The following is a 24686-nucleotide window of genomic DNA, read 5'->3' as shown; positions in this document are numbered from 1 at the left end:
TGAGAGCGATACGCTCGTCCAGAAGGCGCCCTCCCCTCTCCCGAGTCGGGAGAGGGTGCCCCGCAGGGGCGGGTGAGGGAATGCCGCACATCAATTTCAGGAAGGTCCGTGCCCTTCCTTCCCTCATCCCCCTGCCGGGACCTTCTCCCGACTCGGGAGAAGGACGCGGTTGCACGGTCCAGTTCCGCCTCATCCGCCGCGCACCTGTTCCACGGCGGCGAGGATGCGTTCCGGGGTGGCCGGCGCGTCGAGATCGGGGAAGATTCGGCCGTCGCCGGCCGCGATCACCGCGTCGGTGAGGGCCGAGAAGACCGAGATCGCCAGCATGAAGGGCGGCTCGCCGACGGCCTTGGAGCGGTAGATCGTCTCGGCGCGGTTCTCGCCCTTCTCCCAGATGCGGATGCGAAGGTCGTCCGGCCGGTCGTTCGCGGTCGGGATCTTGTAGGTGGACGGCGCGTGGGTGCGCAGCCGCCCCGCCTTGTCCCACCAGAGCTCCTCCGTCGTCAGCCAGCCCATGCCCTGGATGAAGCCGCCCTCGATCTGGCCGAGATCGAGCGCCGGGTTCAGCGAGCGGCCGACATCGTGGAGAAGATCGGCGCGCAGGAGCCGGTTCTCGCCGGTCAGCGTGTCGATGACGACTTCCGAACAGGCGGCGCCATAGGCGAAGTAGAAGAAGGGCCGGCCGGAGGCCGTATCACGGTCGTAGGAAATGTCCGGCGTCGCGTAGAAGCCGGTGGCGGAAAGGGAGACGCGGGCGAGATAGGCCTCGCCGACGAGATCGCGGAAACGCTTCTCCTCGCGGCCGATCCGCACGCGGTTCGGCAGGAAGACCACTTCGTCGGCCGGCACGTGGTAGCGCGCGGAGGCATAGGCGATCAGCCGGTCCTTGATGGTGCGCGCCGCGTTCAGCGCCGCCATGCCGTTGAGATCCGAGCCGGAGGAGGCGGCGGTCGCCGAGGTGTTCGGCACCTTCGCCGTCGTCGTCGCGGTGATCCTCACCCGGTCGATGTCGATCTGGAACTCCTCGGCGACGACCTGCGCCACCTTGGTGAAGAGCCCCTGGCCCATCTCGGTGCCGCCATGGTTCAGATGGACCGAGCCGTCCTTATAGACATGGACGAGCGCGCCGGCTTGGTTGAGATGCGTCGTGGTGAAGGAGATGCCGAACTTCACCGGCGTCAGCGCCAGCCCTTTCTTCAGGATGGGATTTGCCGCGTTGAAGGCCCGCACGGCCTCGCGCCGCGCGCGATAGTCGGAGGTCCGCTCCAGCTCCTCGATCAGCTCGGCCGCGATCGAGTCCGTCACCTCCATGTGATAGGGCGTGACGCCGCCGGCCGCCGGATAGAGGTTGCGCTTCCTGACATCCAGGGGATCGAGGCCGAGCGCGAAGGCGATCCGGTCCATCGCCCGCTCGGTGCCGACCATGCCCTGTGGGCCGCCGAAGCCGCGAAAGGCGGTGTTCGAGACCGTATGGGTCTTCAGCCGCCGCGAATGGATGCGCGCCGCCGGCAGGTGATAGGCATTGTCGGCATGGAACATCGCCCGGTCGGCGATCGCGCCGGACAGGTCGCAAGAATAGCCGCAGCGGATGAGATGGCGGATCTCGGCGCCGAGAATGCGCCCCTCGCCGTCCACGCCGAACTCGTAGTCGATCCGGGCCTCGTGGCGCTTGCCGGTCATCTCCATGTCGTCGTCGCGGTCAAGACGGCATTTCGCCGGCCGGCCGGTCTTCTGCGCGACGAGAGCGCAGACGGCGGCGAAGAGCGCCGGCTGGGATTCCTTGCCGCCGAAGCCGCCGCCCATGCGCCGCACCTCGACCGTCACCTGGTTGTCGGCGAGGCCGAGCGCCTTGGCGACATTGTGCTGGACCTCGGACGGATGCTGGGTCGAGGACTTCACCAGCATGTCGCCATCCTCCAGCGGCACGGCGACGGCGATCTGGCCTTCCAGATAGAAATGGTCCTGGCCGCCGAGATCGAGGCGACCGGCGACGCGATGCGGCGCGCCGGCGACGGCCGCCGCCGCATCGCCCTTCCGCATCTCGTGCGGCGGCATCAGGTCCTTGCCCGCCGCGTCGGCGAAGCGCAGCGCCGTGTCGATGTCGATCGCCGCCGACAGGTCCTCGTAGGACGCGACGGCGAGCTTCGCCGCGCGCCGGGCCGCGTCCAGGGTCTCGGCCGCGACGGCGAAGAGCGGCTGGCCGACATACTGGACGGTATCCTCGGCGAAGATCGGATCGTCGCCGAAGACCGGCGAATAGTCGTTGATCCCCGGCACGTCGGCCGCCGCGAGGACGCAGGCGACGCCAGGGGCAGCGCGCACGGGGTCGAGGTCGAGCGCCGCGAGCCGCGCATGCGCCTTCGGCGACAGGGCGATGAAGACCTGGAGCGTGCCCGGCAGCTCCGGCTCGTCGTCGATATAGCGGGCGGCGCCCGTCACGTGTTTCGGCCCGCTGTCATGGGCGAGGCGCGCCGCGACGCCGCCCCGGATCGCCGCAACGGGCGCGGGCGGCCGCTCGCCGAGGACGTTCGGCTCCACCGTGCCGGCGACGCCCCGGTCCTGGATGCGGGTCTCGTTGATCTCCTCCATCACGCCACCTCCAGGACGCGCGTCGCCACGCCTCCCTCGTGCTCGGCGCGGAAGCGGCGGATGAGGTTCTGCGCCGCCTTCAGGCGATAGCCGGCGCTCGCCCGCATGTCGGACAGCGGGGTGAAGTCCTCGGCCAGCGCCAGCGCCGCCGCCTCGGCGGCCGCCGCGTCGAAGGGCCTGCCGGAAAGAGCCGCCTCGGCGGCGCCCGCCCGTTGCGGCGTGCCGGCCATGCCGCCGAAGGCGATCCGCGCTTCGGTCACCACCTCGCCGTCGAAGGTGAGGCGCATCGCCGCCATCACGGCGGAAATGTCGGAATCGAAGCGCTTCGACAGCTTGTGGCAGAAGAAGCGCTGGTTGGCCCCCAGCAGCGGCACCTCGACGGCGGCGACGAACTCGCCCTTCGCCCGGTCCTGGCGCCCGTATTCGATGAAGAAATCCTCCAGCGCCAGGCGCCGCATGCGCTCGCCCTGGCGCAGATGCAGGCGGCCGCCGAGCGCGATGAGGGCGGGCGGCAGATCGCCGATTGGCGAGCCGTTGGCGATATTGCCGCCGACCGTACCGGCATTGCGGATCTGATAGCCGGCGAAGCGGCGCAGGAGTTCGCCCAGCGCCGGATGGATCCCGGCGAGCCGTTCCAGCGCCTCGCGATGCGTCACCGCCGCGCCGACGAAGAGCGAGCCCGGCCCTTCCTCGATCATGCGCAGGTCCTCGACGCGGCTGACATCGATGAGGAGCGGCAGGTCGCGATGCTGCTTGGTCACCCAGAGGCCGATATCCGTCGCGCCGGCGACGAGCAGCGCCTCCGGCTCCGCGGCATAGAGATCGGCCAGCGTGTCGACGTCGCGCGGGCTCAGCCAGCGGCTGCCGTCGGCGCCGGCATAGTCGAAGACCGCGCCGCCGCGCATCGCGTCCAGCCGGTCGGCCAGCGCGCCGTCCGCCGCCGCGGAATCCGGCACCGGCGCCGCGCCGGCCCGAAGGCCCGCCTCAATGATCGGCCCATAGCCGGTGCAGCGGCAGAGATTGCCGGACACGAGATCCTTCACCGCCTGCCGGTCGCCGAGCGTGCCGTTCCACCAGCCGGCATAGAGCTGCATCACGAAGCCGGGCGTGCAGAAGCCGCATTGGCTGCCATGGAGATCGACCATTGCCTCCTGCACCGGATGCAGTCCGTCGCGGCCGATATGCTCGACGGTCTCGACCGCGCGGCCGTTCAGCGAGGGCAGGAACTGGATGCAGGCATTCACCGCCCGGCGCTTGACGCCGCCGGCGCCGTCCGGCTCGACCAGAAGCACCGTGCAGGCCCCGCAATCGCCCTCGGCGCAGCCTTCCTTCGTGCCGGTCAGGTGCTCGGCATTGCGCAGATGGTCGAGAATGGTCGTCGTCGCCTTCGGCCCTTCGACCGAGCGTTCGACGCCATTGAGAAGGAAGCGGATCGGCTCGCTCATCGCTTCAGCTCCCGCGATAGGTCGAATAGCCGAAGGGCGAGAGCAGCAGCGGCACATGGTAATGGGCCGCCTCCGCCATGCCGAAGCGGATCACCACCTCGTCCAGGAACAATGGCTCGGCGAGGCCCGGCTGCGTCCGCCGCAGATAGTCGCCGGCCGCGAAGACCAGTTCGTAGCGCCCGGCGCGGAAGGCCTCGCCGCCGAGGAGCGGCGCGTCGCAGCGCCCGTCCGCATTCGTCACGGTCGACAGGATGTCCAGTCTTCGCCCGTCGTCGAACCGGTACAGCGAAAGGGACAAGCCGGCCGCCGGCCGTCCGAGGGCCGTGTCGAGCACATGGGTCGTCAGCCTCCCGGCCGTGTTCTCGGTCATCCGTTTCCGTCTTCCTTGACCAACCGGTCAAGGATTGTGCACCGGACTTCGGAGGGAGGTAAAGCGGAAAGCTTCAAAACCCGCCCGCGAGGTCGTAAGCAGGTCGATGGCCAGACATGAGGATCGGAGACCCGCCACCGTGACCGAGACCGGACGCTATCCCCGCGACATGCGCGGCTACGGCCGCCACGCGCCCGATCCGCAATGGCCCAATCCCGGCGGCGCCGGCCCGGCGAGGATCTGCGTCCAGTTCGTGATCAATTACGAGGAGGGCGGCGAGAACTCGATCCTCCATGGCGACGCGGCCTCGGAGGCCTTCCTGTCGGAGATCGTCGGGGCGCAGCCCTGGCCGGGCCTCCGCCACATGAACATGGAATCGATCTACGAATATGGCGCGCGGGCCGGCTTCTGGCGGCTCTGGCGCATGTTCACCGAACGGAACCTGCCGGTGACGGTCTATGCCGTCGCCACCGCCATGGAGAAGCATCCCGAGGCGGTCGCGGCCATGCTGGAGGCCGATTGGGAGATCGCCTCGCACGGCCTCAAATGGATCGACTATCGCGACTATTCGAAGGAGGCCGAGCGCGAGCACATGGCGCGCGCGATCGAGATCCACACGGCGCTGACCGGCTCGCGTCCGCTCGGCTGGTATACCGGCCGCTCGGGCCTCCATTCCATCGATCTCGTGGCCGAGGAAGGCGGCTTTCTCTATTCCTCCGACGCCTATGCCGACGACCTACCCTATTGGCAGGACACGGCGCACGGGCCGCTCCTGATCCTGCCCTATACGCTCGATTCCAACGACATGCGCTTCGCCACGCCCCAGGGCTTCAACACGGGCGACCATTTCTACGCCTATCTGAAGGACGCCTTCGACTGCCTCTACGAGGAAGGCGGGAAGGGCCAGGCGAAGATGCTGAATATCGGCCTCCATTGCCGGCTCGTCGGCCGGCCGGGGCGCGCCCAGGCCCTCGCCCGCTTCCTCGACTACGTCCAGTCGAAGCCCGATGTCTGGGTGGCGCGGCGCGTCGACATCGCCCGGCACTGGCGGGAGCGCTTTCCCTATCCGGCGACGCGGCTGCGCCCCTCGCGCATGGACCGGGCGGAGTTCGTCGCCACCTTCGGCGGCATCTTCGAACATTCGCCCTTCGTCGCCGAGCGCGCCTTCGACGCCGGTCTCCACGACGCGCATGACGGCGCCCTCGGCCTTGCCGGCGCGATGGCCGCCGCCTTCCGCCGCGCCAGCGCGCAGGAGCGGCTCGCCGTCCTGAAGGCCCATCCCGATCTCGCCGGGCGTCTGGCGCTTGCCGGCGAGCTGACGGCGGATTCGAAGGCCGAACAGGCCTCGGCCGGGCTCGATGCCCTGACGGAGGCGGAACTCGCCCGCTTCACCGATCTCAACCGCCGCTATACGGAGCGCTTCGGCTTTCCCTTCATCATCGCCGTGCGCGGCCGGACGAAGAACGACATCCTCGCCGCCTTCGAGACGCGCCTCGACCACGACCACGAAACCGAGCTCGCCACGGCGGCGCGCGAGGTGGAGACCATCGCGCGGCTCCGCCTCCAGGCGCTGTTCGGCGAATGAGGGCGGCTACCCGAGCGTCGGATCGGGGCGCCGGCGCCCCGCCCATCCGATGGACATGACCATGACCCGCTTCCTTGCCGTCCGCCCCCTGACGATCGAAGCCTTCGAGCCTTTCGGCCAGGTGATCGAGGCCGATGCCGCGCGCGAGATCCGACTGATCAACGGCGGCACGACGACGCGCTTCCACGCCGCCGCGACGGTCGACGTGGCGGCCGAGGGCGGCAGCCCGGTGATCTCGATCTTTCGCGGCAAGCCCTTCGCCCTGCCGATCCGCATCGCGATGATGGAGCGCCATCCGCTCGGCTCGCAGGCCTTCGTGCCGTTGCACGAGCGTCCCTATCTGGCGGTCGTCGCGCCGGACGAGAACGGCCGGCCGGGCGCTCCCCTCGCCTTTCTCTGCGACGGCCGGCGCGGCGTCAGCTACGACCGCGACACCTGGCATCATCCGCTGCTGGCCCTGGAGGCAGTCTGCGACTTCCTGGTGGTCGACCGCGAGGGCGGCGGGCGCAACCTGGAGGAGGCCGATTACCCGGCGCCCTTCACCATCGCCGGTCTCGACGGATGAGCCCGGCGCGCGATTAACGATTGATTCACCACGCGAAGCAATCGAAAGTTGCCCTTCCTGCGCCCGGACCATAGGTTGCCGCCAGAAGATCGGGGAGACCGTCCGACATGCGGGATCGGCGAGAGCGGCGCAGGCAACGGGTCTGTCTGGAAGGCGCCCTGGCGGATGATCTGAAGCATCCGGCGCGCCGCGTGCGCGTCCGCAACCTGTCCGAAGCGGGCGCCGAACTCGTGCTGCCGCAGCCGGAAACGATCATCGGTCCCGTCGCCTTCGCGCTCGCCCGCGACAGCGGCGACATCCGGCGCGGCGAGATCGCCTGGCAGAACCAGGAGCGGGTCGGAATCCGCTTCGATCCGGTCGGCGGCGGAGCGGACCGATTGGCCGACTGGCTGGACCAGCAGGACTGAGAACCGGCGGCCCGCCCGCATGACGGTCTCGCTCGAAAGAGCGAGGGGCCGGCGGCTGGACACGGGCGGAAGCGGCTGCGACATTTTGACGGCTGCGCCGTTCCTGCCGCCGGATCGCCCCTCATGCGCCTGCTCGTCGCCCTCGCCCTCGTCCTTCTCTGCGGACCGTGGCTCGGCCCGGCGCTGGCCTTCGAGGATTGCGGCGGGCACCCGCATATACGGCTCTTCCTCGACAAGGATCTGATCGAGATCGACGGCGCGCTGTTCGAGATGCGGCGCCAGCGTCTCGGCAAGAAGGCCTTCCGCCTCGTCGGCCATGACATGATCTTCGTGCATCTGAAGGGCGGCAAGGGCACGCTGGTGCGCGGCGGCGGCTCGCGCCACTACGATTGCGAGAAGCAGGATTCGACGGGCGTCGAGCTCCAGGGCGCGCGGATCGCCCCCTATGTCGCCAACCACGTGGTCGAGGCGCCCTTCACGGCCGCCGGCAACACCGAGACCGGCCGTTCCTCGCAAGGCCGGGGTCGCGGTGGCGGTGGCGGTGGCGGGGGTCGTGGCGGGGGTCGTGGCGGCGGCGGAGGGGGCGGTGGCGGTGGCCGCAACCGCTGAATGCCCGTTCAGGCGAAGCGCCGCGCCGCCGCGCCATGTTCGGCGCGCAGCCGGGCGAGGTCGATCCCGACAGGCTGGCCGTCGATCACGCGCCACCTGCCCTTCACCATCACGCGGTCGGCGCGCGTCGCCCCGCACAGCACGAGCGCCGCGATCGGATCATGCGCGCCGGAAAAGCGCAGCTCGTCCAGGGTGAAGAGCGCGAGATCGGCCTGGAGGCCCGGCGCGATGCGGCCGAGATCGTCGCGCCCCAGGCAGGCGGCGGAGCCTTCGGTCGCGAGCCGCAGCACGTCCCGCTCCGTCACGGCGCCGGCCGAGCCGGTGCGCAGCCGGCCGAGCATCAGCGCGTGCCGCGCCGCTTCCATCAGATTGGAGGCGTCGTTCGAGGCCGAGCCGTCGACGCCGAGCCCGACGGGGCTGCCCGCCGCCTGGAGGGCGTCGACCGGGCAGAAGCCGGAGGCGAGCACCGCGTTGGAGGTCGGGCAATGGCAGATGCCGACCCGGTGCCGGCCGAGCCGCGCGCATTCCTCCGCCGTGAAATGGATGCCATGGGCGAGCCAGGTGCGATCGCCGAGCCAGCCGACCTCTTCCAGATAGTCCACCGGCCGGCAGCGGAAGGTCGCCTCGCAGAAGCGGTTCTCGTCCTCGGTCTCGCCGAGATGCGTATGGAGGCGGCAATCGTGGCGCGCCGCGAGCGCCGCGCTCTTCGCCATCAGGCCCTTCGTCGCCGAGAAGGGCGAACAGGGGGCGAGCGCGACGCGGATCATCGCGCCTTCGGAAGGATCATGCCAGCGGGCGATCACCCGCTCGCAATCGGCGAGGATCTCGTCCTCGTCCTGCACCACGGAATCGGGCGGCAGGCCGCCATCCTTCACGGACAGGTTCATCGAGCCGCGCGTCAGCGTGGCGCGGATGCCGAGTGCCCCCGCCTCCTCCGCCTCGATGTCGAGCGCGCTCTCCAGCCCGCGCGGAAAGAGATAGTGATGATCCGCCGCCGTGGTGCAGCCGGACAGGAGGAGTTCGGTCAGGGCGAGGCGCACCGACAGGCGGAAGCTGTCCGGGTCGAGCCGCGCCCAGATCGGGTAGAGGCTCTTCAGCCAGGGAAAGAGCTCCTTGTCGATCGCCTGCGGATGGGCGCGCGTCAGCGTCTGGTAGAAATGGTGATGCGTGTTGACGAGGCCGGGCAGCACGACATGACGGGAGGCGTCGAAGGTCTCGTCCACCGGCGCCATGGGCGCGCCGCCGGCCGGCACCAGTTCGGCGATGACCCCGTTCTCGACGACGAGGCCGCCCTCCCCGCCCTCGCCGAGGAGGGCGAGCGGCTCCTTGAGAAAGAGCCGGCTCATGCCGCGACGGCAATGGCGGGCAGGCCGCCGGTCTGGCTCAAAAAGGCCAGGATGTCGCCGAGGCCGCGACCGCGCGACAGGTCGGTGAAGACGCTCGGCAGCGTGCCGCGCCCGCGCGCCGCATCCGCCTCCATGCGCTGGAGATCGGCTCCGACATGGGGCGCGAGATCGGTCTTGTTGACGACGAGGAGGTCCGAGCGCGTGATCGCCGGCCCGCCCTTCCTCGGAATGTCGTCGCCCTGGCAGACCGAGATGACATAGATCGAGAGATCGACGAGATCGGGCGAGAAGGTCGCGGCGAGATTGTCGCCGCCGGATTCGACCAGTACGAGATCGAGATCGGCATGGCGCTCGCGCAGCTTGGCGATGGCCGCGAGATTGATCGAGGCATCCTCGCGGATCGCCGTATGCGGACAGCCGCCGGTCTCGACGCCGATGATGCGGTCGGCAGCCAGCGCCTGCCGGCGCGTCAGCGCCTCGGCATCCTCGATCGTATAGATGTCGTTGGTGACGACGCCGATCGACCAGGTGTCGCGCGCCGCCTTGCACAGCATCTCGACCAGCGTCGTCTTGCCGGAGCCCACGGGGCCGCCGATGCCGACGCGCAGGGGACCGTTCTTCGATGTCATGAGCGGAAGAGCCTCGTTCGGAGCGTTTCGTGCCGCATCGCGGCGATGTCGGACAGGATCGCGGCGGAGCCGAGATCGTCGGGCGTCGACCGGGCGGCGCGACCGGCGGCGGCGAGGATCGCCGGCTCCAGCTCGCGCGCGGCCCGCATCGCCTCGCTCTGGCCGAGCGGCGCGAGGCGCGTCGCGGCGCCGAGGAGATTGGCGGCGAAGCCCTGGGCATAGGCGGCGAGCGCCGCCTCCAGCGGCAGGCCGCTGCGCCGCGCCGCGAGGCCGACCGCGACGGGATAGGGCGCGGACGGCACCGTTTCCCATGGACCCACGGCCTTGGCGAAGGCCTCGCCCAAGGCCAGCGTCTCCAGCCGGCGCTCGGCCGAGCCGGCGAGCGCTTCGGCGAGTTCGGTCACGGCCGCCAGCCGGTCGGCCGCCTCGCCCGCTCGGAAGGCCTCGGCGAAGAGCACCAGATCGTTCCAGCCGCTGCCCGATTCCAGGAGCGTGGCGATCCAGTCGCGCACGGCCGTGGCGCCCCGCGCGAGGCCGCCCTCGAAGGCGGCTTCCAGCCCGTGGGAATAGGCGAAGCCGCCGACGGGAAAGGCGGGCGACAGCCAGGTCGCGAGGCGGACGAGCGCCCGCGGGTCGGCGGCGGCCGGTGCCGGCTCAGTCATGCGCGGCGGTCAGCGGCCGCGCCTCGTCGCCATGCTGGTGATGGTGATGCGCATAGGCGCCGCCTTCCGGATCGAAGGGCGCGTCGACATCCTCGACCACGGCATGGAGCCCGAGCAGCATCTCGCGCAGGACCGGCTCGCGCCGGATCAGGATGTGATCGCCGAAGATCTGCGCCGCCTGATGGCGATTGCCGAGATGCCAGGCGAGGCTGAGGAGATGGGCGGCGTTCTGGCCGCGCACCGCGTAGAGCGGCTCGCTCTTGGCGACGACCTTCACGATCCGCCCGTCGTCCAGCCGGATGCCGTCGCCCTCGCGCAAGAGTCGCGTCTCGGCGAGATCGAGCAGGAAGGCGATGCCGCCGTCGGACACCATCGCCATGCGGCGGCGATGTCGCTGCTGTTCGTCGAGCGTTATCGTATCGGCCGCCTCGAAGGCCTCGCCCTTGTCGCAGACGGTCTCGGCGCGGATCATGATGCCTCCGGGTAGAAATCCGGATCGAGGACTTGCTCGATCGTGAAGGGACAGGCGGATGGAAAGGCGCTTTCGGGCAGGCCGGTCTCGCCCGCCGCCTTCAGCCGGGCCGGACGATATTCGCGTTCCAGAACCGTCGCGGGAAAATCGCGCAGGCTCGGGCTGTCCTCGATCTCGTCCGCGATCCGCGAGCGCTGTTCGAGCAGCGTCCCCTTCCAGCCGCTCGATCGCTGGTCGGGCTGGTACCGCCATTTGAGAAGGTGGATCAGAACGACGAGGATGCGGCTGCGGATCTCGTTCCGCTGGCTTCTGCCCAAGCTCTCGATCTCCTCGGCGGCATGGTCCCAGTCGATGCCGTTATGGGCGCGCGCCCGCAGCTTCGCCGCCTGGTCCAGCGTCCAGGCGTGGAAGTCGGTGTCGTAGAGCGTCGGCTTCTTCAGGGGCTCGGCCATGTCAGCCGGCCTCCGGGTAGAAATCCGGATCGAGGATCTCCTCGATCGCGAAGGGACAGGCGGGCGGAAAGGCGCTTTCGGCAAGGCCGGTTTCGAGGGCGGCCTTCTGCCGGGCATAGGCATATTCCTCCGCCAGGATCGCTCGCGGATAGGATTTAAGGCTCGGACTGCGTCGCATGCGGCGGCCGATCCGATAGCGCTGCTCGATGATCGTGCCCTTCCAGCTGCCGGACCGCTCGTCGGGCTGGAACCGCCATTTGAGAAGGTGGATGACGAGGACGCTGAGGCGGCTTTCGAGTTCGCTTTCCTCGGAATGGCCCAAGCTTTCGATCTCCTCGGCGGCGTGGTCCCAGTCGATGCCGTTATGGGCGCGCGCCCGCAGCTTCGCCGCCTGGTCCAGCGTCCAGGCGTGGAAGTCGGTGTCGTAGAGCGTCGGCTTCTTCAGGGGCTCGGCCATGCCGAAATCCTAGAACAGGAAGTAGCGCTGCGCCATCGGCAGGACGGTGGCGGGCTCGCAGGTGAGAAGCTCGCCATCGGCCCTCACCTCGTAGGTCTCGGGATCGACCTCCACCTTCGGCGTCGCCGAGTTCAGGATCATCGAAGCCTTGGAGATGCCGCCGCGCGTGTTCTCGACGGCGAGGAAGGTCTTCTCGCAGCCGAGCCGCCCGCGCAGGTCCTCGCCGAGCGCCGCCTTGGAAACGAAGGTCGCGCCCGTCGCGCCGATCGCCTTGCCGAAGGCGCCGAACATCGGCCGGTAATGCACCGGCTGCGGCGTCGGGATGGAGGCGTTCGGATCGCCCATCGGCGCCGCCGCGATCATGCCACCGAGCAGCACCATCATCGGCTTCACGCCGAAGAAGGCCGGGTCCCAGAGCACGAGATCGGCGCGCTTGCCGATCTCGATCGAGCCGATCTGCTTCGACATGCCATGGGCGATGGCCGGATTGATCGTGTATTTCGCGACATAGCGGCGGGCGCGGAAATTGTCGTTGTCGCCCGTCTCCTCCTTCAGCCGGCCGCGCTGGCGCTTCATCTTATCGGCCGTCTGCCAGGTGCGGATCACCACCTCGCCGACGCGGCCCATGGCCTGGCTGTCGGAGGCGATGATCGAGAAGGCGCCGAGATCGTGCAGGATGTCCTCGGCCGCGATCGTCTCCCGGCGGATGCGCGATTCGGCGAAGGCGATGTCCTCGGGGATCGACGCGTCGAGATGGTGGCAGACCATCAGCATGTCGAGATGTTCCTCGAGCGTGTTCTGCGTATAGGGCCGGGTCGGGTTGGTCGAGGAAGGCAGGACGTTCGGCAGCCCGCAGACCTTGATGATGTCCGGCGCATGGCCGCCGCCCGCCCCTTCCGTGTGGAAGGCGTGAATGGTGCGGCCCTTGAAGGCCTCGACCGTGTTCTCGACGAAGCCCGATTCGTTCAGCGTGTCGGTATGGATCATCACCTGCACGTCGAAGGCGTCGGCGACGGTGAGGCAGCAGTCGATCGCGGCCGGCGTCGTGCCCCAGTCCTCGTGCAGCTTCAGCGCGGCGGCGCCGGCCTTCACCATCTCCTCCAGCGCGCCCGGCCGCGAGGCATTGCCCTTGCCGGAAAAGGCGATGTTCATCGGCAGGGCGTCCACCGCCTGGATCATCCGGGCGAGATGCCAGGGCCCAGGCGTGCAGGTGGTGGCGAGCGTGCCATGGGCCGGCCCGGTGCCGCCGCCGAGCATGGTGGTGACGCCGGAGAACAGCGCCTCGTCCACCTGCTGCGGACAGATGAAATGGATATGGCTGTCGAAGCCGCCGGCGGTGAGGATCTTGCCCTCGCCGGCGATCGCCTCCGTGCCGGGCCCGACGATCACGTCGACGCCCGGCTGCGTATCCGGGTTGCCGGCCTTGCCGATCGCGGCGATCCGCCCGTCCTTCAGGCCGACATCGGCCTTGTAGATGCCCGTATGGTCGAGGATCAGCGCATTGGTGATCACTGTGTCGACGGCCCCTTCGGCCCGCGACAGCTGCGACTGGCCCATGCCGTCGCGAATCACCTTGCCGCCGCCGAACTTCACCTCCTCGCCATAGGTGGTGAGGTCGCGCTCCACCTCGATGAAGAGTTCGGTATCGGCGAGGCGGACCCTGTCGCCCGTCGTCGGTCCGAACATCGCGGCATAGGCGGAGCGGGCAATCCTGGCGGGCATGGGCGAACCTTCGGGCGAATGGCGAAACGGGCGCGTGCTGCGGCGCAGCGGGAATCCGAGCGCATCGGCGCGGCTTTGTCAAAGCATCGCCGCCGCCCTATCTTCGAAAAACCATGAAAGCCCGCCTCGTCCTTCTCGCCGGCTTCGTCTGCCTCCTGTCGGCCGAGGCCGGCGCGCAGCCCTTCGATCCCGGGCCGCCCGGCATCGTGCCCGGCAGCTCGATGTCCGGCGCGCGGATCGACGGCGCCCCGGCGGTGCGGCGCGCGCCCCGCGTCAAGGGCGCGGAAATCTTCGGCGACACGGCGGCGGAACGCGCCTATGGCCGCGAATTCGACGACAGCTACCTGCGCCCGCGCGTGCCGCGCGAGGGCCGCGAGCGCTCCACCGAATCGAGGGCGACGGAAGGCCGTTCGGATCTCAACTCGATCAATGCCGGCGAATTCGCGACCGAAGGCCCGAACGCCATCGGCGCCTCGCCGGTGACGCGCGGTTCGAGCTTCGGCCGGGGCGGACGGGCGCGGATCGTGCCGAACCGCTGACGGGACGTCGGGAGGCGTTCCAACGGCAACCGATCGACCCGCTCGCGGGTTGAACGACGAAGAGACCATATCAGGGACGCCGGCGCGTCCATCAGGGAGATCAAGGACATGGCAAGCGGGCGAAGCATGATGATCGCGGCGGCGCTCCTCGCCGCCACGGCGCTTCCGGCGGCGGCCCAGCTTTCGGGCAGCGTCGGCGGTGCCTCCGGCGGAGCCTCGGGTGGCGGTGGCGGCGGCGCTTCGAGCAGCGGCGGCACGAGCGGCGTCGCGACGCCCTCCCCGGTCTCGCCGCCGGTGACGAGCGGCGCCGGAGCCCTTTCGGGCAGTTCCTCCTCCTCGACCTCGGCGACGGGCGGGGCGAGTTCCGGCCTGTCGACCGGCGACGCCTCGAGCGGCCTCGGCATGTCGGGCGGCATCTCGTCCAGCGCGCCGGCGAGTTCGCTCACCGGCGACAGCGCAGCCTCCGGCGGCGGCACCTCGACCAGCACGGAAGCGACGGCGACGGCCGGACAGACCACTTTGAATTCGGTGAATGCCGGCGCGGTGGCGCGCTCGGGCTCGCCCAACACCGCCTCCTCCTCCGGCGCGACGACGATCGGCGGCGGAACGGCGACGGCCTCCAATTCGGGCAGCATCGCCGGGGCGGGGCGGCCGGAGGATTACCGCATCCCGACGCCGCCGATCGGCGTCGATCTGAAGGGCATCCGTTCGGCCCTCTCGTCGCAGCCGAGCGCGACGCCGGGGCGAGGCGGCCGCTGAGCAGGGCCGCGAAAGCGGCCAGCATCGGACGACGAGAGAGGCGGGGGCGACCCCGCCTTCTTCGTTCAGAGGGCGCCCATCACCTTGGCGTTGAAGCCGTAGACATGGCGCCGGCCGGAGATCGGCACGAGCACCACCTCGCGGGTCTGGCCGGGCTCGAAGCGCACGGCCGTGCCGGAGGCGATGTCGAGCCGCAGTCCGCGCGCCGCCTCGCGATCGAAGGCGAGCGCCGGATTGGTTTCGGCGAAATGGTAATGCGAGCCGACCTGCACCGGACGGTCGCCCGTATTCGACACTTCGAGCGTCACGGTCGGGGCGCCCTCGTTGAGAACGAGGTCGCCATCGGCCGTCAGGATCTCGCCGGGGATCATCCGCGTTACCCGAACATCAGGGCGAGGCCGGCGACCGCCGTGCCGGTGCCGAGCGCGCGGGCGAGCGCCGCGCCGGTGCGGCCGAAGCGCGCGAGACCGAGACCGAGGCCGATGCCGGCGGCATGGAGCAGCACCGTCGAGGCGACGAAGCCGAGGCCGAAGGTGGCGGCGCCGGCGCCGTTCAGCTCGCCCGCATGCGCCAGACCGTGGAACAGGGCGAAGAGGCCGACGAGCCCGGCGCCCGCCGCCAAGGGCAACCGGACCGAGGCCGCGACGAGCAGGCCGAGCACCAGGACCGAGGCCGCGACCATCGGCTCGACGGCCGGCAGCGCGACGCCGGCGAGGCCGAGCAGGAAGCCGCCGATCATCGTGCCGACGAAGGCGGCCGGCACGGCAAAGACGGCGCGGCCGCCGATCTGGCCGGCCCAGAGGCCGACGGCCACCATCGCCAGGATATGGTCGAGACCGGAGAGCGGATGGGCGATGCCGGTGAGAAGCGAGCCGTGCGCCGCCGGATCGAGATGGGCGAAGGCCGGCGCGGCGCCGGCGAGAAGGGCGGTGGCGGCGGCGGCGGAACGTTTCAGCATGAGATCCTCTTCGGATGATCCGGGCACCCCGGCTTGGGTCGCGCCTTCGGCGGAATCACGGTGCCATGATGCGGCGCGCGGCCGGCGCTGTCAAAGCACCTCGCCCGCCGCCTCGCCCTCCAGCCGGTCGCCCCAGTCGAGGCGCCGGGCCAGCGCGAAGCGCGGCTTGTCGCGGCGCGGCACCGTTTCCGGGCCGGCCGTGCCGTCCGGCCGGCAGAGCTTGAAGCGCAGCGCCGGCTTCGTCATCTCCGGCGGCGCCAGGATGCGCGCTTCCCGCGCCGGCGGCGCGGCCTCGCGCAGCGCCACGAGATAGCTGAACTTCTCGTCCTCGAAGGGCAAGGCGGCGCCCTTCGCCGCCATATGCGCGCGCCGGCGCGGCAGCCGCTCGGCGAAATGGCACCAGTCGGGGGCGACGAGCGGACAGGCCGCCTCGTGCGGGCAGGGCGCGAGGATACGGGCGCCCTCCCCGATCAGCCGGTCGCGCACCGCGAGGATGCGGCGGTAGCCCTCCGGCGTGCCCGGCTCGATCAGGACGAGGAGCCGCCCCGTCTCGGCGCGCCAGAGCCGCGCCGCCAGCGCGCCGGCCGCCGCCAGATCGAATTCGGCGAGAACATAGGCGAGGACGACGAGATCGAAGCGGCCGAGCTCCTCCTTGAGCTTCGGCAGTTCGGCGCGGATCTGGTCGAGCGCGAGGGGCGAAGCGCCGGCCGGCGCCGCGCCGCCGAGGTCGCGCGCGAGCGCCAGAAAAGCCGGATTGTGATCCACCTGGACGAGACGCCGGAGCCCCGGCCAGCATTCGGCGGCGGCGAAACCCGCCGTGCCCGGCCCGGCGCCCGCGTCGCACAGGCTCGCCGGGGCGAAGTCCGGCAGGAGCGCCGCGATCTCGGCGAAGACATGCGCGGCCGCGGCATAGGTCGCCGGCATCCGCGCCACGGCATAGGCGAGCGCGTCGCCCGCCTCGCGCACGACGGCGCTGGAGGCCGTACCGCCGCGATAGGCGGTGCTGATGCGGGACGAGCGCGCCGCGAGATCGGCGCGCGAGCGGCCGGCGAGATGCGCCTCCACCGCGGCCGCGAGCCAGTTCGGCAGGTCCGCCATGCCGGCGGCGTCAGCGGATCGGGTGGTGCACCGTCACGAGCTTGGTGCCGTCGGGAAAGGTCGCCTCGACCTGGATGTCGTGGATCATCTCGGCGATGCCCTCCATCACCTCCCCGCGCGTGACGACATGGGCGCCGGCCTCCATCAGATCGGCGACGGTGCGCCCGTCGCGCGCGCCCTCGACCACGAAATCGGTGATGAGGGCGATCGCTTCGGGATGGTTGAGCTTCACCCCGCGCGCGAGGCGCTTGCGCGCGACCTCGGCGGCCATGGCGACCAGGAGCTTGTCCTTTTCCCGGGGCGTCAGTTGCATCGGCGAACCCTTTTCATCGTTACAGGGACCATACGCGCGGAAGCGGCCGCTTGGCGAGAGCGGCGATGAGCGGCACGAGGCGGCGGCGCAACTCGAAGCCGGTCGGCGCGGCGAGGCGCAGGACGAGAAGGCCGGCGACGAGGCTGGCCCCGCCGGCGGCGGGCAGCAGCGCGCGCGCCTCGCCGAGCAGCGCCTCGGCCGCCGGGTCCTGCACGAGAAGCGTCGCGAAGGCGCGGTGGCCGGCAAGCGTCGCCGGACCGGCGGCGAGGCGGTCGATCGCGCCGCCGAGCCGCAATTCCTCGGCGAAGACGAGCCGGCCGTCGCGCCGCACCCGCCAGGAATCGTGGATAAGGCCGTCCCGCACCGTCTCGCCCATCAGGGTCCGGCCGAGAATGACGCTCTCGCAGAGCAGGAGCCGGCTCGAGGCGGCGAGGTCCACTTCCAGCCGCCGCCGGAGCCGGCCGCCGTCGAACAGGATCGTTTCCTGCGGCAGGAAGGCGAGCGTCGCGGCCTCGGCGACCTCCAGCCGCGACAGGACGCGGGCTTCGTCGGCGCTCGCGCGATAGATGCGCTCGGCCGCCTGCGTCGTGACGGTGAGCGCCGCGCCCTCTCCCACGGCATAGGCCTGCTCGACCCGGTCGCCGCCGGTGAGCCCGCCGGCCGTGTTGATCAGCACGCCTTCGAGCGAGCGGTCGGCGAGGCGCGGAAAGCGCAGCTTCAGGCAGCCGGACTGATGCAGCCGGCCGAGGCGCAGCGGCCCGCCGCTGGCGGTGACGGAGGCCGCGACGCGCCCGCGCGCCCGCTGGAGCGACGGCGCGTCGCCGGTCTCGGCGAGAGCGCTCATACGGGCTCCAGCGCGCGATGGGGCTCGGCCGGCAGTTCCACCGTCACCGCGTCGCCCACGGCCACCTCGCCGCCGGCGAGGACGATCGCCATCACGCCGGCCTTGCGGACGAGGGCGCCGGCGGCGTCGCGATCCAGCACCGCCTGCATCAGGCCCTCCTGGAAGCGGTCGATCTGGACGCAAGGATTGCGCAGTCCCGTCACCTCCAGCACCGCCTCGGCTCCCAGCTTCAGCCGCGCGCCGCGCGGCAGGCCGAGAAGGTCGATGCCGAAGGTCGTGACATTCTCGCCCATCTCGCCGGGCTGGACCTCGAAGCCCCGGTCGGCGAGCTCGTCGAGAAGTTCGGCATGGATGAGATGGACCTGCCGCAGATTGGGCTGGGTCGGGTCGCGGCGCACGCGCGACAGATGCTGGACGGTGCGGCCGAAATGCGCGTCGCCCTCGACGCCGAGCCCTTCCAACAGCGTCAGGCGCGGCGCGGGCTGCTTGCTGAAGCGGTGCGTGTCGTCGCGCGCCAGCGCCAGAACCCGTCCGATCATGATGCTTGTCCCTTCAGGAGCGGCGCCGAGGCGCCTCGATTGGTTTTGCCCGCTGGCGGGGCTATAGAGCAACCGTCATTCAACGGACGAACGACGATTCCGATGGCGCGAGTGCTCGGGTGGGATGTCGGCGGCGCGCATCTGAAGGCGGCGCTGGCGGAAGCGGGCGAGATCCTGCGCGTCTGGCGCGTGGCGGTGCCGCTGCGCCGCGACCTCCGGCCGCTGGACGAGGCGCTCGCCCGCATCGCGGCGGAGGCCGGCGCGGTGAGCCGCCATGCCGTCACCATGACGGGCGAGCTCTCCGACGTCTTTCCCGATCGCGCAGCCGGCGTCGCGGCGCTGGCGCGGGCGCTCGCCCCGCATCTTTCCGGCGAGACACTGTTCTATGCCGGCGAAACCGGCTTCGTCGCCTCGCCCGAGGCGAGCGAGATGGTGGCCTCGGCCAATTGGCACGCCGCCGCGCGGCTCGTCGCCGGCCAGATCGAGGCGGCGCTCCTTCTCGACATGGGCTCGACGACGACCGACATCACGGTGATCCGCGAGGGCCGCGTCGACGCGAAGGGCTTCGGCGACGCGCGCCGCCTCGCCTGCGGCGAGCTCGTCTATCAGGGCCACAGCCGCACCGCGCTGATGGCGGTCGCCGAAAGCGTGCCCTTCGAAGGCGCGCGCGTGCCGGTGATCGCCGAACCGCTCGCCACCATGGCCGATGTCCGCCGCCTGCTGGGCGCCGAGGACGGGGACGCGTCCGCTAAGGAGGCAGGTGCGCGGCTCGCCCGGATGATCGGCCGCGACGCAGCGGAAGTTTCCGGCCCAGCGCTGGAGGCCCTGGCCCAGGCCTTCGGCGAGGCGCAACTCAGGCGCGTGCACGACGCGGCGCTGACCGTCCTGTCGCGCGGCGCGCTGGACGAGGGGGCGCCGGTCGTGGTCGCCGGCATCGGCCGCCCGGTGCTGAAGCGGCTGGCGGCGCGGCTCGATCGCGGCATCGTCGATTTCGGCGATCTCGTGGATTGCCGCTCGGCGCTGAGGGAGGAGGTCTGCGCCGCGGCGCCGGCCTCCGCTTTGGCGATTCTCGCCCTCTCGGCCTGACCGAGGCCGCCGCCCGGCGACCTATTCCGCCGCGTGGAGAAGCTGGCCGGCGCGGCGCAGTTCGCGCCCCGGAATGCCGCCTTCGGCGAAACGCTTGCCGGCCAGGGCGATGTCGCCCGGCCCCGCCAGGAAGACGCGCGTCGCCGGCTGGAGGAAATCCAGAAAGACGGGATCGACCATCTCGGCATGGACCAGCGTCTCGACGGTCGCATTGTCCGGTACGTCGAGCTGCTTGACGAGAAGCAGACAGGCCGAGGGATAGCGGCCGGCGAACCAGGCGGCGACCGAATCCGACGTGACCTCGGGATTGTTGCGCAGTGCCGGCTCCTCCAGCGAGGCGGCGGCCGGCAGCCAGATCGGGATCTGCCCGTCGGCGAAGGCCTGGCGCATCGCCGTCTCGTTGGTCGCCGTTACCATGCGCGTCCCGAGGCTCTTCAGCGCATAGCCGAACTGCTCCATGGCAAGGAAGTTCATGATATGGGCCGAAGCCTCGTCATAGCCGATGCGATGCTGGTAGCGCCGCACCGTATTGGCGAAGGGCCCGCCGCCCGGAATCAGGACGACATGGCCGGTGGCCTTTTCCACGGCTTCGATCCAGCGCGCGAAATCCGGAGAACTGGCCGAGCTGCCACCCAGCTTGACGACGACGAGATTGTCCATGAGCCAACTCCGCGCCGCCGAGCGGCGCTTCCTTAACACGTCACAGCGGCCATTCCGGTCGCGAATCGGGTGCCAGACGGGAGCCGGGCCGAAATCCCGGCTATCGTATGGCGATGACGGGGCAAGCCGCAACCGTCATCACAAGTTCCGCCTTCGCATTTGCGAATCGTCGCTGCGCTGCGATCGATCAATCCCGCCGAATGCGATGGATCTCGATGCCGACCGCGCCGGCTCCGAGATCCAGTTTCTCGACGCGCACCTTCAGCGAGGCGACGCGCCGGTCGGCGAGGAGGATGGCGGCGAGGTCCTCGGCCAGGACCTCGACGAAATCGACATGGGCGCGCGCCGCCAGGATCTCGATGGCGTCGGTGATGAGATCGTAGGAATAGACCGCGTTCATGCCGCTCGCCCCCGACGGGGGACGGCGGATCTCGGCCTCGACGCCGAAGCGGACGCGCTGCTGTCGGCCGCGCTCGTGCCGATAGGCGCCGATCGCCATCTCCATCACCTTGTCGTGCACGAAGATGCGGTCCGTCTCGTCCGACCAGCCGGCTGCCGGATCGGGCTGGAACAGCGCGGCGATCTCCGCCACCGCCGCCCGCCGCAATCCGCCATCGGCCCGCAGCGCGGCGTCGAAGGCGAGAACATCCGGCTCCAACGCCAGAAGGCGCGGCACGTCGGGCGCCTCCAGCGCGCCGCCGAAGCCGAGGCCGAGGCCCGCCGCGCGGCAGGCGCGGGCGAGCGCGTCGAGGCGGGGCATCGCGATCCGGCCGAGGAGGCCGCCGCGCGCCGGATCGGCGAGCTCGTAATGGAGCGCGGCAAAGCCCGCCGCCGCGACTTCGGCCGGCGGCACGGGCTCCGCCTCCTCGTCGCCGAGACGCAGGACCGCCGTTCGCGGCGGCGTCGCGCCGGCGGCCGCGAGCGCGGCCCCGACGCGCGTCAGCGCCGCCGCGTCGTCGGCGCGGTCGAAGACGACCAGCAGATGGTCCGGCCGGCCCTCCGGCCCGAGCGTCGCCAGGAAGTCTGACGTCTCGCTCTCGTCTGGCGCGAGGACCCGCAGCGCGGTCGCGGCCCGGCCGGCGAGCGCGGCGCCGATCGCGCCGAGGCGCGCCGCATCCGCCGTCTCGACGATGGCGGCACCGCCGAGCGCGGCCTCGACCGCCTCCGGCGCATCCTCCACCGCCGCCATCAGCCGCGCCATGGCGTCAGAGACCCTTCTGCATGCCGCCGTCGACTCCGTAGGTCGAGCCCACCGAATAGGTCGCCTTATCGGAGGCGAGGAAGACGAAGAAATTCGCCACTTCCGCCGGCGAGGCGAAGCGCTTGATCGGCGCGTGCTCGTCGGCGACGCTCTGGAGATAGCCTTCCCAGTCGCCGCCGGAGGAGGCGGTGAGCTCCTTCGCCGTCTTCTGCCAGTCGGGCGTGAGCACGAGGCCCGGATTGACGCAATTGACGCGGATATTGTCCTTCACGAGTTCCGTCGCGAGGCATTTCGAGAACATCATCAGCGCCGACTTGGTGACGTTGTAGATCGGCTCGTACCAGAGCGGCTGCACGGCGCAGATCGAGGCATTGTGCAGGATGACGCCGCCGCCCCGCCCCTTCATCTGCGGGGCGAAGCCGCGCGCGAGGCGCACCGCCGCCATGACATGGAGGTCCCAATAAGCCTGCCATTTCTCGTCGGGGGCCTCCATCACCGTCTCGTTGGAGCCGGTGCCGGCATTGTTGACCAGGATGTCGGCACCGCCGAACTCGGCGGCGACGGCGGCGACGAGCGCGTCCGTGCCTTCCGCCGTCGCGACGTCGCAGGCGAGCCCCAGCGCCCGCGTGCCGAAACGGGCCGCGATGCGCTCGGCCTCGGCGCGGGCCCGCTCGCCCTGGCGCGCGGCGAGGACGACATGCGCCCCTTCCGCCGCGAAGCCCTCCGCGATGGCGAGGCCGATGCCGACCGAGCCGCCGGTGATCACCGTCACCTTGTCCTTCAAGCCGAGATCCATGTCGCGTTCTCCCTCGCGCGCCGTCGCGTCCGCCCGTCTTTGCGAAAAGACGCGCGCGACGTCAAACGGATAGGCGCAGCCGGGACGGCCCGCCCGGCGATTGACTTCGCCGGCGCCCGAGGCCACCCATCGCGGGATGAACGGGGAGGCAGCCAGGATGCAGACGATCTTCGTGCAGTTCAAATGCCGGCCGGGTCGAGCCTATGCGGTGGCGGACGGGCTGGTCGAGGCCATCGAGGAGGTCTCGGAAGTCTATTCGACCTCCGGCCATTACGATTTGATCGCGAAGTTCTACCTGCCCGACGAGCGCGACATCGGCCATTTCGTCACCGAACGGCTCCAGACGCTCGACGGCGTGGCGGACACGTTCACGACCGTGGCCTTCAAGGCTTTCGGGCGGGGTTGAGGCAATGGGCATTATCGGCGGCGGGTGCGCGCCGTCCCTCTCCCGAGCCGGGAGAGGGTGGCCCGAAGGGTCGGGTGAGGGAGCCGTCGGGCGCAGGCGTCGGCGCCTTGCGGCTCCCTCATCCGCCTGCCGGCACCTTCTCCCGGTTCGGGAGAAGGACGCGGCTTTGGCCCCGCATCAGCGCTCCCGCCAGGTCGCGCCCTGGTGTTCGCCGAGCCTCGGCGCCGGGCGGTCGAGGGCGAGGGTGCTTTCGGCGAAGCGGATCGGCGTGCGCAGGCCCGGCACGCCTTCCGGGGCGATGCGCATGGCGCGATGGAGCAGCTGCGGATCGGCGAAGACCTGGTCCAGCCGGTTGATCGGCCCGGCCGGCACGCCCTCGCGTTCGAGTTCGGCCAGAAGCGCGTCGCGCTCCCAGGCGGCGACGAGGCCGGCCAGGAGCGGCGTCAGCTCGGCGCGATGGGCGACGCGGCCCTCGTTGCGCCGATAGGCGGGATCGGCGGAAAGGTCCGGCCGGCCGAGGATGCGGACGAGCCGCTCGAACTGCCGGTCGTTGCCGCAGGCGACGATGAGATGGCCGTCCCGCGCCGCGAAGGCCTGATAGGGCACGATATTGGGATGCGCGTTGCCGAGCCGCGTCGGCGCGACGCCGCTGGCGAAATAGTTCAGCGCCTGATTGGCGAGGACGCCCGCCATGCTGTCGAAGAGCGCCATGTCGACATGTTCGCCGCGCCCGGTCGCGGCGCGCCGGGCGAGCGCCGCCTGGATCGCGATCACGCCGTAGAGGCCGGTGAAGATGTCGGCGAAGGCGACGCCGATCTTCTGCGGCTCGCCCTCCGGGTCGCCGGTGAGATCCATGATGCCGGCGAGACCCTGGATCATGAAGTCGTAGCCGGCGCGCGCCGCATAGGGCCCGTCCTGGCCGAAGCCGGTGACCGAGCAGGTGACGAGGCCGGGATTGATCCGGCTGAGGCTCGCATGGTCGAGCCCGTATTTCGCGAGGCCTCCGACCTTGAAGTTCTCGACCACCACGTCGGCCTCGGCCGCCAGCGCCCGCACCGCCGCCTGACCCTCCTCGGTGGTGAAGTCGATGACGACGGAGCGCTTGCCGCGATTGCAGGCGTGGAAATAGGCGGCGGCGCGCTCGCCGTCGCGCTCGATGAAGGGCGGACCCCAGCCGCGCGTGTCGTCGCCGGCCGGGCTTTCCACCTTGATGACGTCGGCGCCGAGATCGGCGAGCGTCTGGCCGATCCAGGGGCCGGCCAGGATGCGGGCGAGCTCGAGGACGCGCAGGCCCGCGAGCGGCGGCGCGCCGGGCGCGCCCGCCTCAGTCGACGAAGGCGCGTTCGACGACATAGGTGCCGGGATTGGAATTCGAGCCCTCGACCAGTCCGAAACGCTCCATCATCGCCGCCGTGTCCTTCAGCATCTCCATCGAGCCGCAGATCATCGCGCGGTCGGTCTCCGGATCGAAGGGCGGCAGGCCGAGATCGGCGAAGAGCTTGCCGGTCTCGATCAGCGTGGTGATGCGCTCGCCCTTGTCCGGCCCCTCGCGCGTCGCGGTGGAGTGGAGATGCAGCTTGCCGGCGGCGAACTCGCCCATCAGCTCGTCGGCGAGGATGGTGTCCACCAGCTCGCGGCCATAGGTCAGCTCGTCGAGCTGGCGGCAGGTATGGGTGATGACGACCGTCTCGAACTTCTCGTAGATGTCCGGATCGCGCGCGACGGAGGCGAAGGGCGCGATGCCGGTGCCCGTCGAGAAGAGATAGAGCCGCTTGCCGGGCAGGAGCGCGTCGGCGACGAGCGTGCCGGTCGCCTTCTTGCGCATCAGCACCGTGTCGCCCGGCTGGATCTTCTGGAGATGCTCGGTCAGCGGCCCGTCCGGCACCTTGATCGAGAAGAATTCCAGTTCCTCGTCCCAGGAGGGGCTGGCGATCGAATAGGCGCGGTAGACCGGCTTCTCGGCATTCGGCAGCCCGATCATCACGAATTCGCCGGAACGGAAGCGGAAGCCCTCCGGCCGCGTCATCCGAAAGCGGAACAGGCGGTCGGTATAGTGGCGCACCTCCGTCACGGTTTCGGCATAGACGCCAGCCGGGATCGGGAAGGCCGGCTTGGCATCGGCGAGGGCTTCGTTGGCGAAGGCGTTCATCGGCTGGAATTCAGGCTCGTTGCGATGG

At 70.5% G+C, this 24686-nt stretch carries 29 protein-coding genes; 8 read left to right on the top strand and 21 right to left on the bottom strand.

The genetic code is table 11. The features are described from left to right. Positions 1-189 precede the first annotated feature (189 nt). Genes xdhB through uraH form a run of 3 tightly spaced genes read right to left on the bottom strand, consistent with a single transcriptional unit; the run spans position 190 to position 4404 of the window. A complete protein-coding gene (xdhB, locus tag IEY14_RS22425) occupies positions 190-2589 on the bottom strand; it encodes a xanthine dehydrogenase molybdopterin binding subunit (protein ID WP_188912531.1) in 2400 nt (799 codons plus the stop codon). After that, positions 2589-4034 carry a xanthine dehydrogenase small subunit gene (xdhA, locus tag IEY14_RS22420; protein WP_188912529.1) on the bottom strand — a complete coding sequence of 482 codons (1446 nt, stop codon included), beginning with the start codon at positions 4032-4034 and terminating at the stop codon, positions 2589-2591. Before xdhA ends, xdhB begins: the two co-directional genes overlap by 1 nt. 4 nt (positions 4035-4038) lie before the next feature. Continuing rightward, on the bottom strand, positions 4039-4404 hold the full coding sequence (uraH, locus tag IEY14_RS22415) for a hydroxyisourate hydrolase (RefSeq protein ID WP_188912527.1): 366 nt from the start codon (positions 4402-4404) through the stop codon (positions 4039-4041). A gap of 169 nt (positions 4405-4573) precedes the next feature. On the opposite strand from uraH, the gene puuE reads away from it, so the two are divergent. The 4 genes from puuE (at position 4574) to IEY14_RS22395 (ending at position 7570) form a co-directional block, all read left to right on the top strand. Continuing rightward, positions 4574-5989, top strand: coding sequence for an allantoinase PuuE (gene puuE / locus IEY14_RS22410; RefSeq protein ID WP_188912708.1), 1416 nt, complete (start codon positions 4574-4576; stop codon positions 5987-5989). A gap of 61 nt (positions 5990-6050) precedes the next feature. Beyond that, positions 6051-6554 carry an ureidoglycolate lyase gene (locus tag IEY14_RS22405; RefSeq protein WP_188912526.1) on the top strand — a complete coding sequence of 168 codons (504 nt, stop codon included), beginning with the start codon at positions 6051-6053 and terminating at the stop codon, positions 6552-6554. Positions 6555-6661: 107 nt separating this feature from the next. Next, complete coding sequence (locus IEY14_RS22400) at positions 6662-6961, top strand: PilZ domain-containing protein (protein WP_188912524.1); 300 nt, start codon at positions 6662-6664, stop codon at positions 6959-6961. Between the two features lie 123 nt (positions 6962-7084). Then, complete coding sequence (locus tag IEY14_RS22395; RefSeq protein ID WP_188912522.1) at positions 7085-7570, top strand: hypothetical protein; 486 nt, start codon at positions 7085-7087, stop codon at positions 7568-7570. A gap of 8 nt (positions 7571-7578) precedes the next feature. Here IEY14_RS22395 and IEY14_RS22390 read toward each other — a convergent pair whose 3' ends face one another. Genes IEY14_RS22390 through ureC form a run of 7 tightly spaced genes read right to left on the bottom strand, consistent with a single transcriptional unit; the run spans position 7579 to position 13310 of the window. Next, positions 7579-8916 carry an 8-oxoguanine deaminase gene (locus IEY14_RS22390; RefSeq protein ID WP_188912520.1) on the bottom strand — a complete coding sequence of 446 codons (1338 nt, stop codon included), beginning with the start codon at positions 8914-8916 and terminating at the stop codon, positions 7579-7581. Continuing rightward, positions 8913-9545 (bottom strand): urease accessory protein UreG, encoded by a 633-nt coding sequence (gene ureG, locus IEY14_RS22385; protein WP_188912518.1) that lies wholly within the window; start codon positions 9543-9545, stop codon positions 8913-8915. Before ureG ends, IEY14_RS22390 begins: the two co-directional genes overlap by 4 nt. Then, positions 9542-10207 carry an urease accessory protein UreF gene (locus IEY14_RS22380; RefSeq protein WP_188912516.1) on the bottom strand — a complete coding sequence of 222 codons (666 nt, stop codon included), beginning with the start codon at positions 10205-10207 and terminating at the stop codon, positions 9542-9544. The genes ureG and IEY14_RS22380 overlap by 4 nt, the downstream gene beginning before the upstream one ends. Then, positions 10200-10679 (bottom strand): urease accessory protein UreE, encoded by a 480-nt coding sequence (locus IEY14_RS22375; protein WP_188912514.1) that lies wholly within the window; start codon positions 10677-10679, stop codon positions 10200-10202. Before IEY14_RS22375 ends, IEY14_RS22380 begins: the two co-directional genes overlap by 8 nt. Continuing rightward, positions 10676-11131 (bottom strand): DUF29 domain-containing protein, encoded by a 456-nt coding sequence (locus IEY14_RS22370; protein WP_188912512.1) that lies wholly within the window; start codon positions 11129-11131, stop codon positions 10676-10678. Before IEY14_RS22370 ends, IEY14_RS22375 begins: the two co-directional genes overlap by 4 nt. A 1-nt stretch (position 11132) precedes the next feature. Next, positions 11133-11588: a DUF29 domain-containing protein gene (locus IEY14_RS22365; protein WP_188912510.1), complete on the bottom strand. Its 456-nt coding sequence runs from the start codon at positions 11586-11588 to the stop codon at positions 11133-11135. A 9-nt stretch (positions 11589-11597) separates the two neighbouring features. Beyond that, complete coding sequence (gene ureC / locus IEY14_RS22360; RefSeq protein ID WP_188912508.1) at positions 11598-13310, bottom strand: urease subunit alpha; 1713 nt, start codon at positions 13308-13310, stop codon at positions 11598-11600. A gap of 113 nt (positions 13311-13423) precedes the next feature. Here ureC and IEY14_RS22355 point away from each other — a divergent pair, with 113 nt between their 5' ends. Both IEY14_RS22355 and IEY14_RS22350 read left to right on the top strand, forming a co-directional pair. Beyond that, complete coding sequence (locus tag IEY14_RS22355) at positions 13424-13849, top strand: hypothetical protein (protein ID WP_188912506.1); 426 nt, start codon at positions 13424-13426, stop codon at positions 13847-13849. 108 nt (positions 13850-13957) lie between these two features. Then, on the top strand, positions 13958-14608 hold the full coding sequence (locus tag IEY14_RS22350) for a hypothetical protein (protein ID WP_188912504.1): 651 nt from the start codon (positions 13958-13960) through the stop codon (positions 14606-14608). A 65-nt stretch (positions 14609-14673) separates the two neighbouring features. On the opposite strand, the gene IEY14_RS22345 is transcribed toward IEY14_RS22350, so the two are convergent. The 6 genes from IEY14_RS22345 to IEY14_RS22320 form a co-directional block, all read right to left on the bottom strand. Next, entirely contained in the window at positions 14674-14979 is a 306-nt protein-coding gene (locus IEY14_RS22345) for an urease subunit beta (protein ID WP_188912502.1), read from the bottom strand. Between the two features lie 5 nt (positions 14980-14984). Then, positions 14985-15566 (bottom strand): HupE/UreJ family protein, encoded by a 582-nt coding sequence (locus tag IEY14_RS22340; RefSeq protein WP_188912500.1) that lies wholly within the window; start codon positions 15564-15566, stop codon positions 14985-14987. 90 nt (positions 15567-15656) lie between these two features. Then, positions 15657-16664: a small ribosomal subunit Rsm22 family protein gene (locus tag IEY14_RS22335; protein WP_188912498.1), complete on the bottom strand. Its 1008-nt coding sequence runs from the start codon at positions 16662-16664 to the stop codon at positions 15657-15659. Positions 16665-16674: 10 nt separating this feature from the next. Beyond that, on the bottom strand, positions 16675-16977 hold the full coding sequence (locus IEY14_RS22330; protein ID WP_188912496.1) for an urease subunit gamma: 303 nt from the start codon (positions 16975-16977) through the stop codon (positions 16675-16677). A 19-nt stretch (positions 16978-16996) separates the two neighbouring features. After that, entirely contained in the window at positions 16997-17821 is an 825-nt protein-coding gene (locus tag IEY14_RS22325; protein WP_188912495.1) for an urease accessory protein UreD, read from the bottom strand. Beyond that, positions 17818-18360 carry an MOSC domain-containing protein gene (locus IEY14_RS22320; RefSeq protein ID WP_188912493.1) on the bottom strand — a complete coding sequence of 181 codons (543 nt, stop codon included), beginning with the start codon at positions 18358-18360 and terminating at the stop codon, positions 17818-17820. The genes IEY14_RS22325 and IEY14_RS22320 overlap by 4 nt, the downstream gene beginning before the upstream one ends. Before the next feature lie 102 nt (positions 18361-18462). Here IEY14_RS22320 and IEY14_RS22315 point away from each other — a divergent pair, with 102 nt between their 5' ends. Then, positions 18463-19446, top strand: coding sequence for a hydantoinase/oxoprolinase family protein (locus IEY14_RS22315; protein ID WP_188912491.1), 984 nt, complete (start codon positions 18463-18465; stop codon positions 19444-19446). Positions 19447-19467: 21 nt separating this feature from the next. On the opposite strand, the gene IEY14_RS22310 is transcribed toward IEY14_RS22315, so the two are convergent. The 3 genes from IEY14_RS22310 to IEY14_RS22300 form a co-directional block, all read right to left on the bottom strand. Further along, a complete protein-coding gene (locus IEY14_RS22310) occupies positions 19468-20106 on the bottom strand; it encodes an amino acid kinase family protein (protein ID WP_188912488.1) in 639 nt (212 codons plus the stop codon). 187 nt (positions 20107-20293) lie between these two features. After that, on the bottom strand, positions 20294-21307 hold the full coding sequence (locus tag IEY14_RS22305) for a dihydroneopterin aldolase (protein ID WP_188912486.1): 1014 nt from the start codon (positions 21305-21307) through the stop codon (positions 20294-20296). 4 nt (positions 21308-21311) lie between these two features. Continuing rightward, positions 21312-22103, bottom strand: coding sequence for an SDR family NAD(P)-dependent oxidoreductase (locus IEY14_RS22300; protein ID WP_188912484.1), 792 nt, complete (start codon positions 22101-22103; stop codon positions 21312-21314). 157 nt (positions 22104-22260) lie between these two features. Here IEY14_RS22300 and IEY14_RS22295 point away from each other — a divergent pair, with 157 nt between their 5' ends. Continuing rightward, positions 22261-22509 carry an Lrp/AsnC family transcriptional regulator gene (locus IEY14_RS22295; protein ID WP_188912483.1) on the top strand — a complete coding sequence of 83 codons (249 nt, stop codon included), beginning with the start codon at positions 22261-22263 and terminating at the stop codon, positions 22507-22509. 177 nt (positions 22510-22686) lie between these two features. Here IEY14_RS22295 and IEY14_RS22290 read toward each other — a convergent pair whose 3' ends face one another. Both IEY14_RS22290 and IEY14_RS22285 read right to left on the bottom strand, forming a co-directional pair. Continuing rightward, entirely contained in the window at positions 22687-23862 is a 1176-nt protein-coding gene (locus IEY14_RS22290) for a CaiB/BaiF CoA transferase family protein (protein ID WP_188912481.1), read from the bottom strand. Beyond that, the gene (locus IEY14_RS22285) at positions 23834-24658 is read right to left on the bottom strand and encodes a ferredoxin--NADP reductase (protein ID WP_188912706.1); all 825 of its coding nucleotides are present in this window, start codon (positions 24656-24658) and stop codon (positions 23834-23836) included. The genes IEY14_RS22290 and IEY14_RS22285 overlap by 29 nt, the downstream gene beginning before the upstream one ends. Positions 24659-24686: the final 28 nt, after the last annotated feature.

The sequence above is a fragment of the Aureimonas endophytica genome (assembly GCF_014642635.1).
In the GTDB taxonomy this organism is placed as follows: Bacteria; Pseudomonadota; Alphaproteobacteria; order Rhizobiales; family Rhizobiaceae; genus Plantimonas; species Plantimonas endophytica.
Note: the sequence above shows the minus strand (reverse complement) of the source record. Positions and strands in the feature narration are given on the sequence as shown.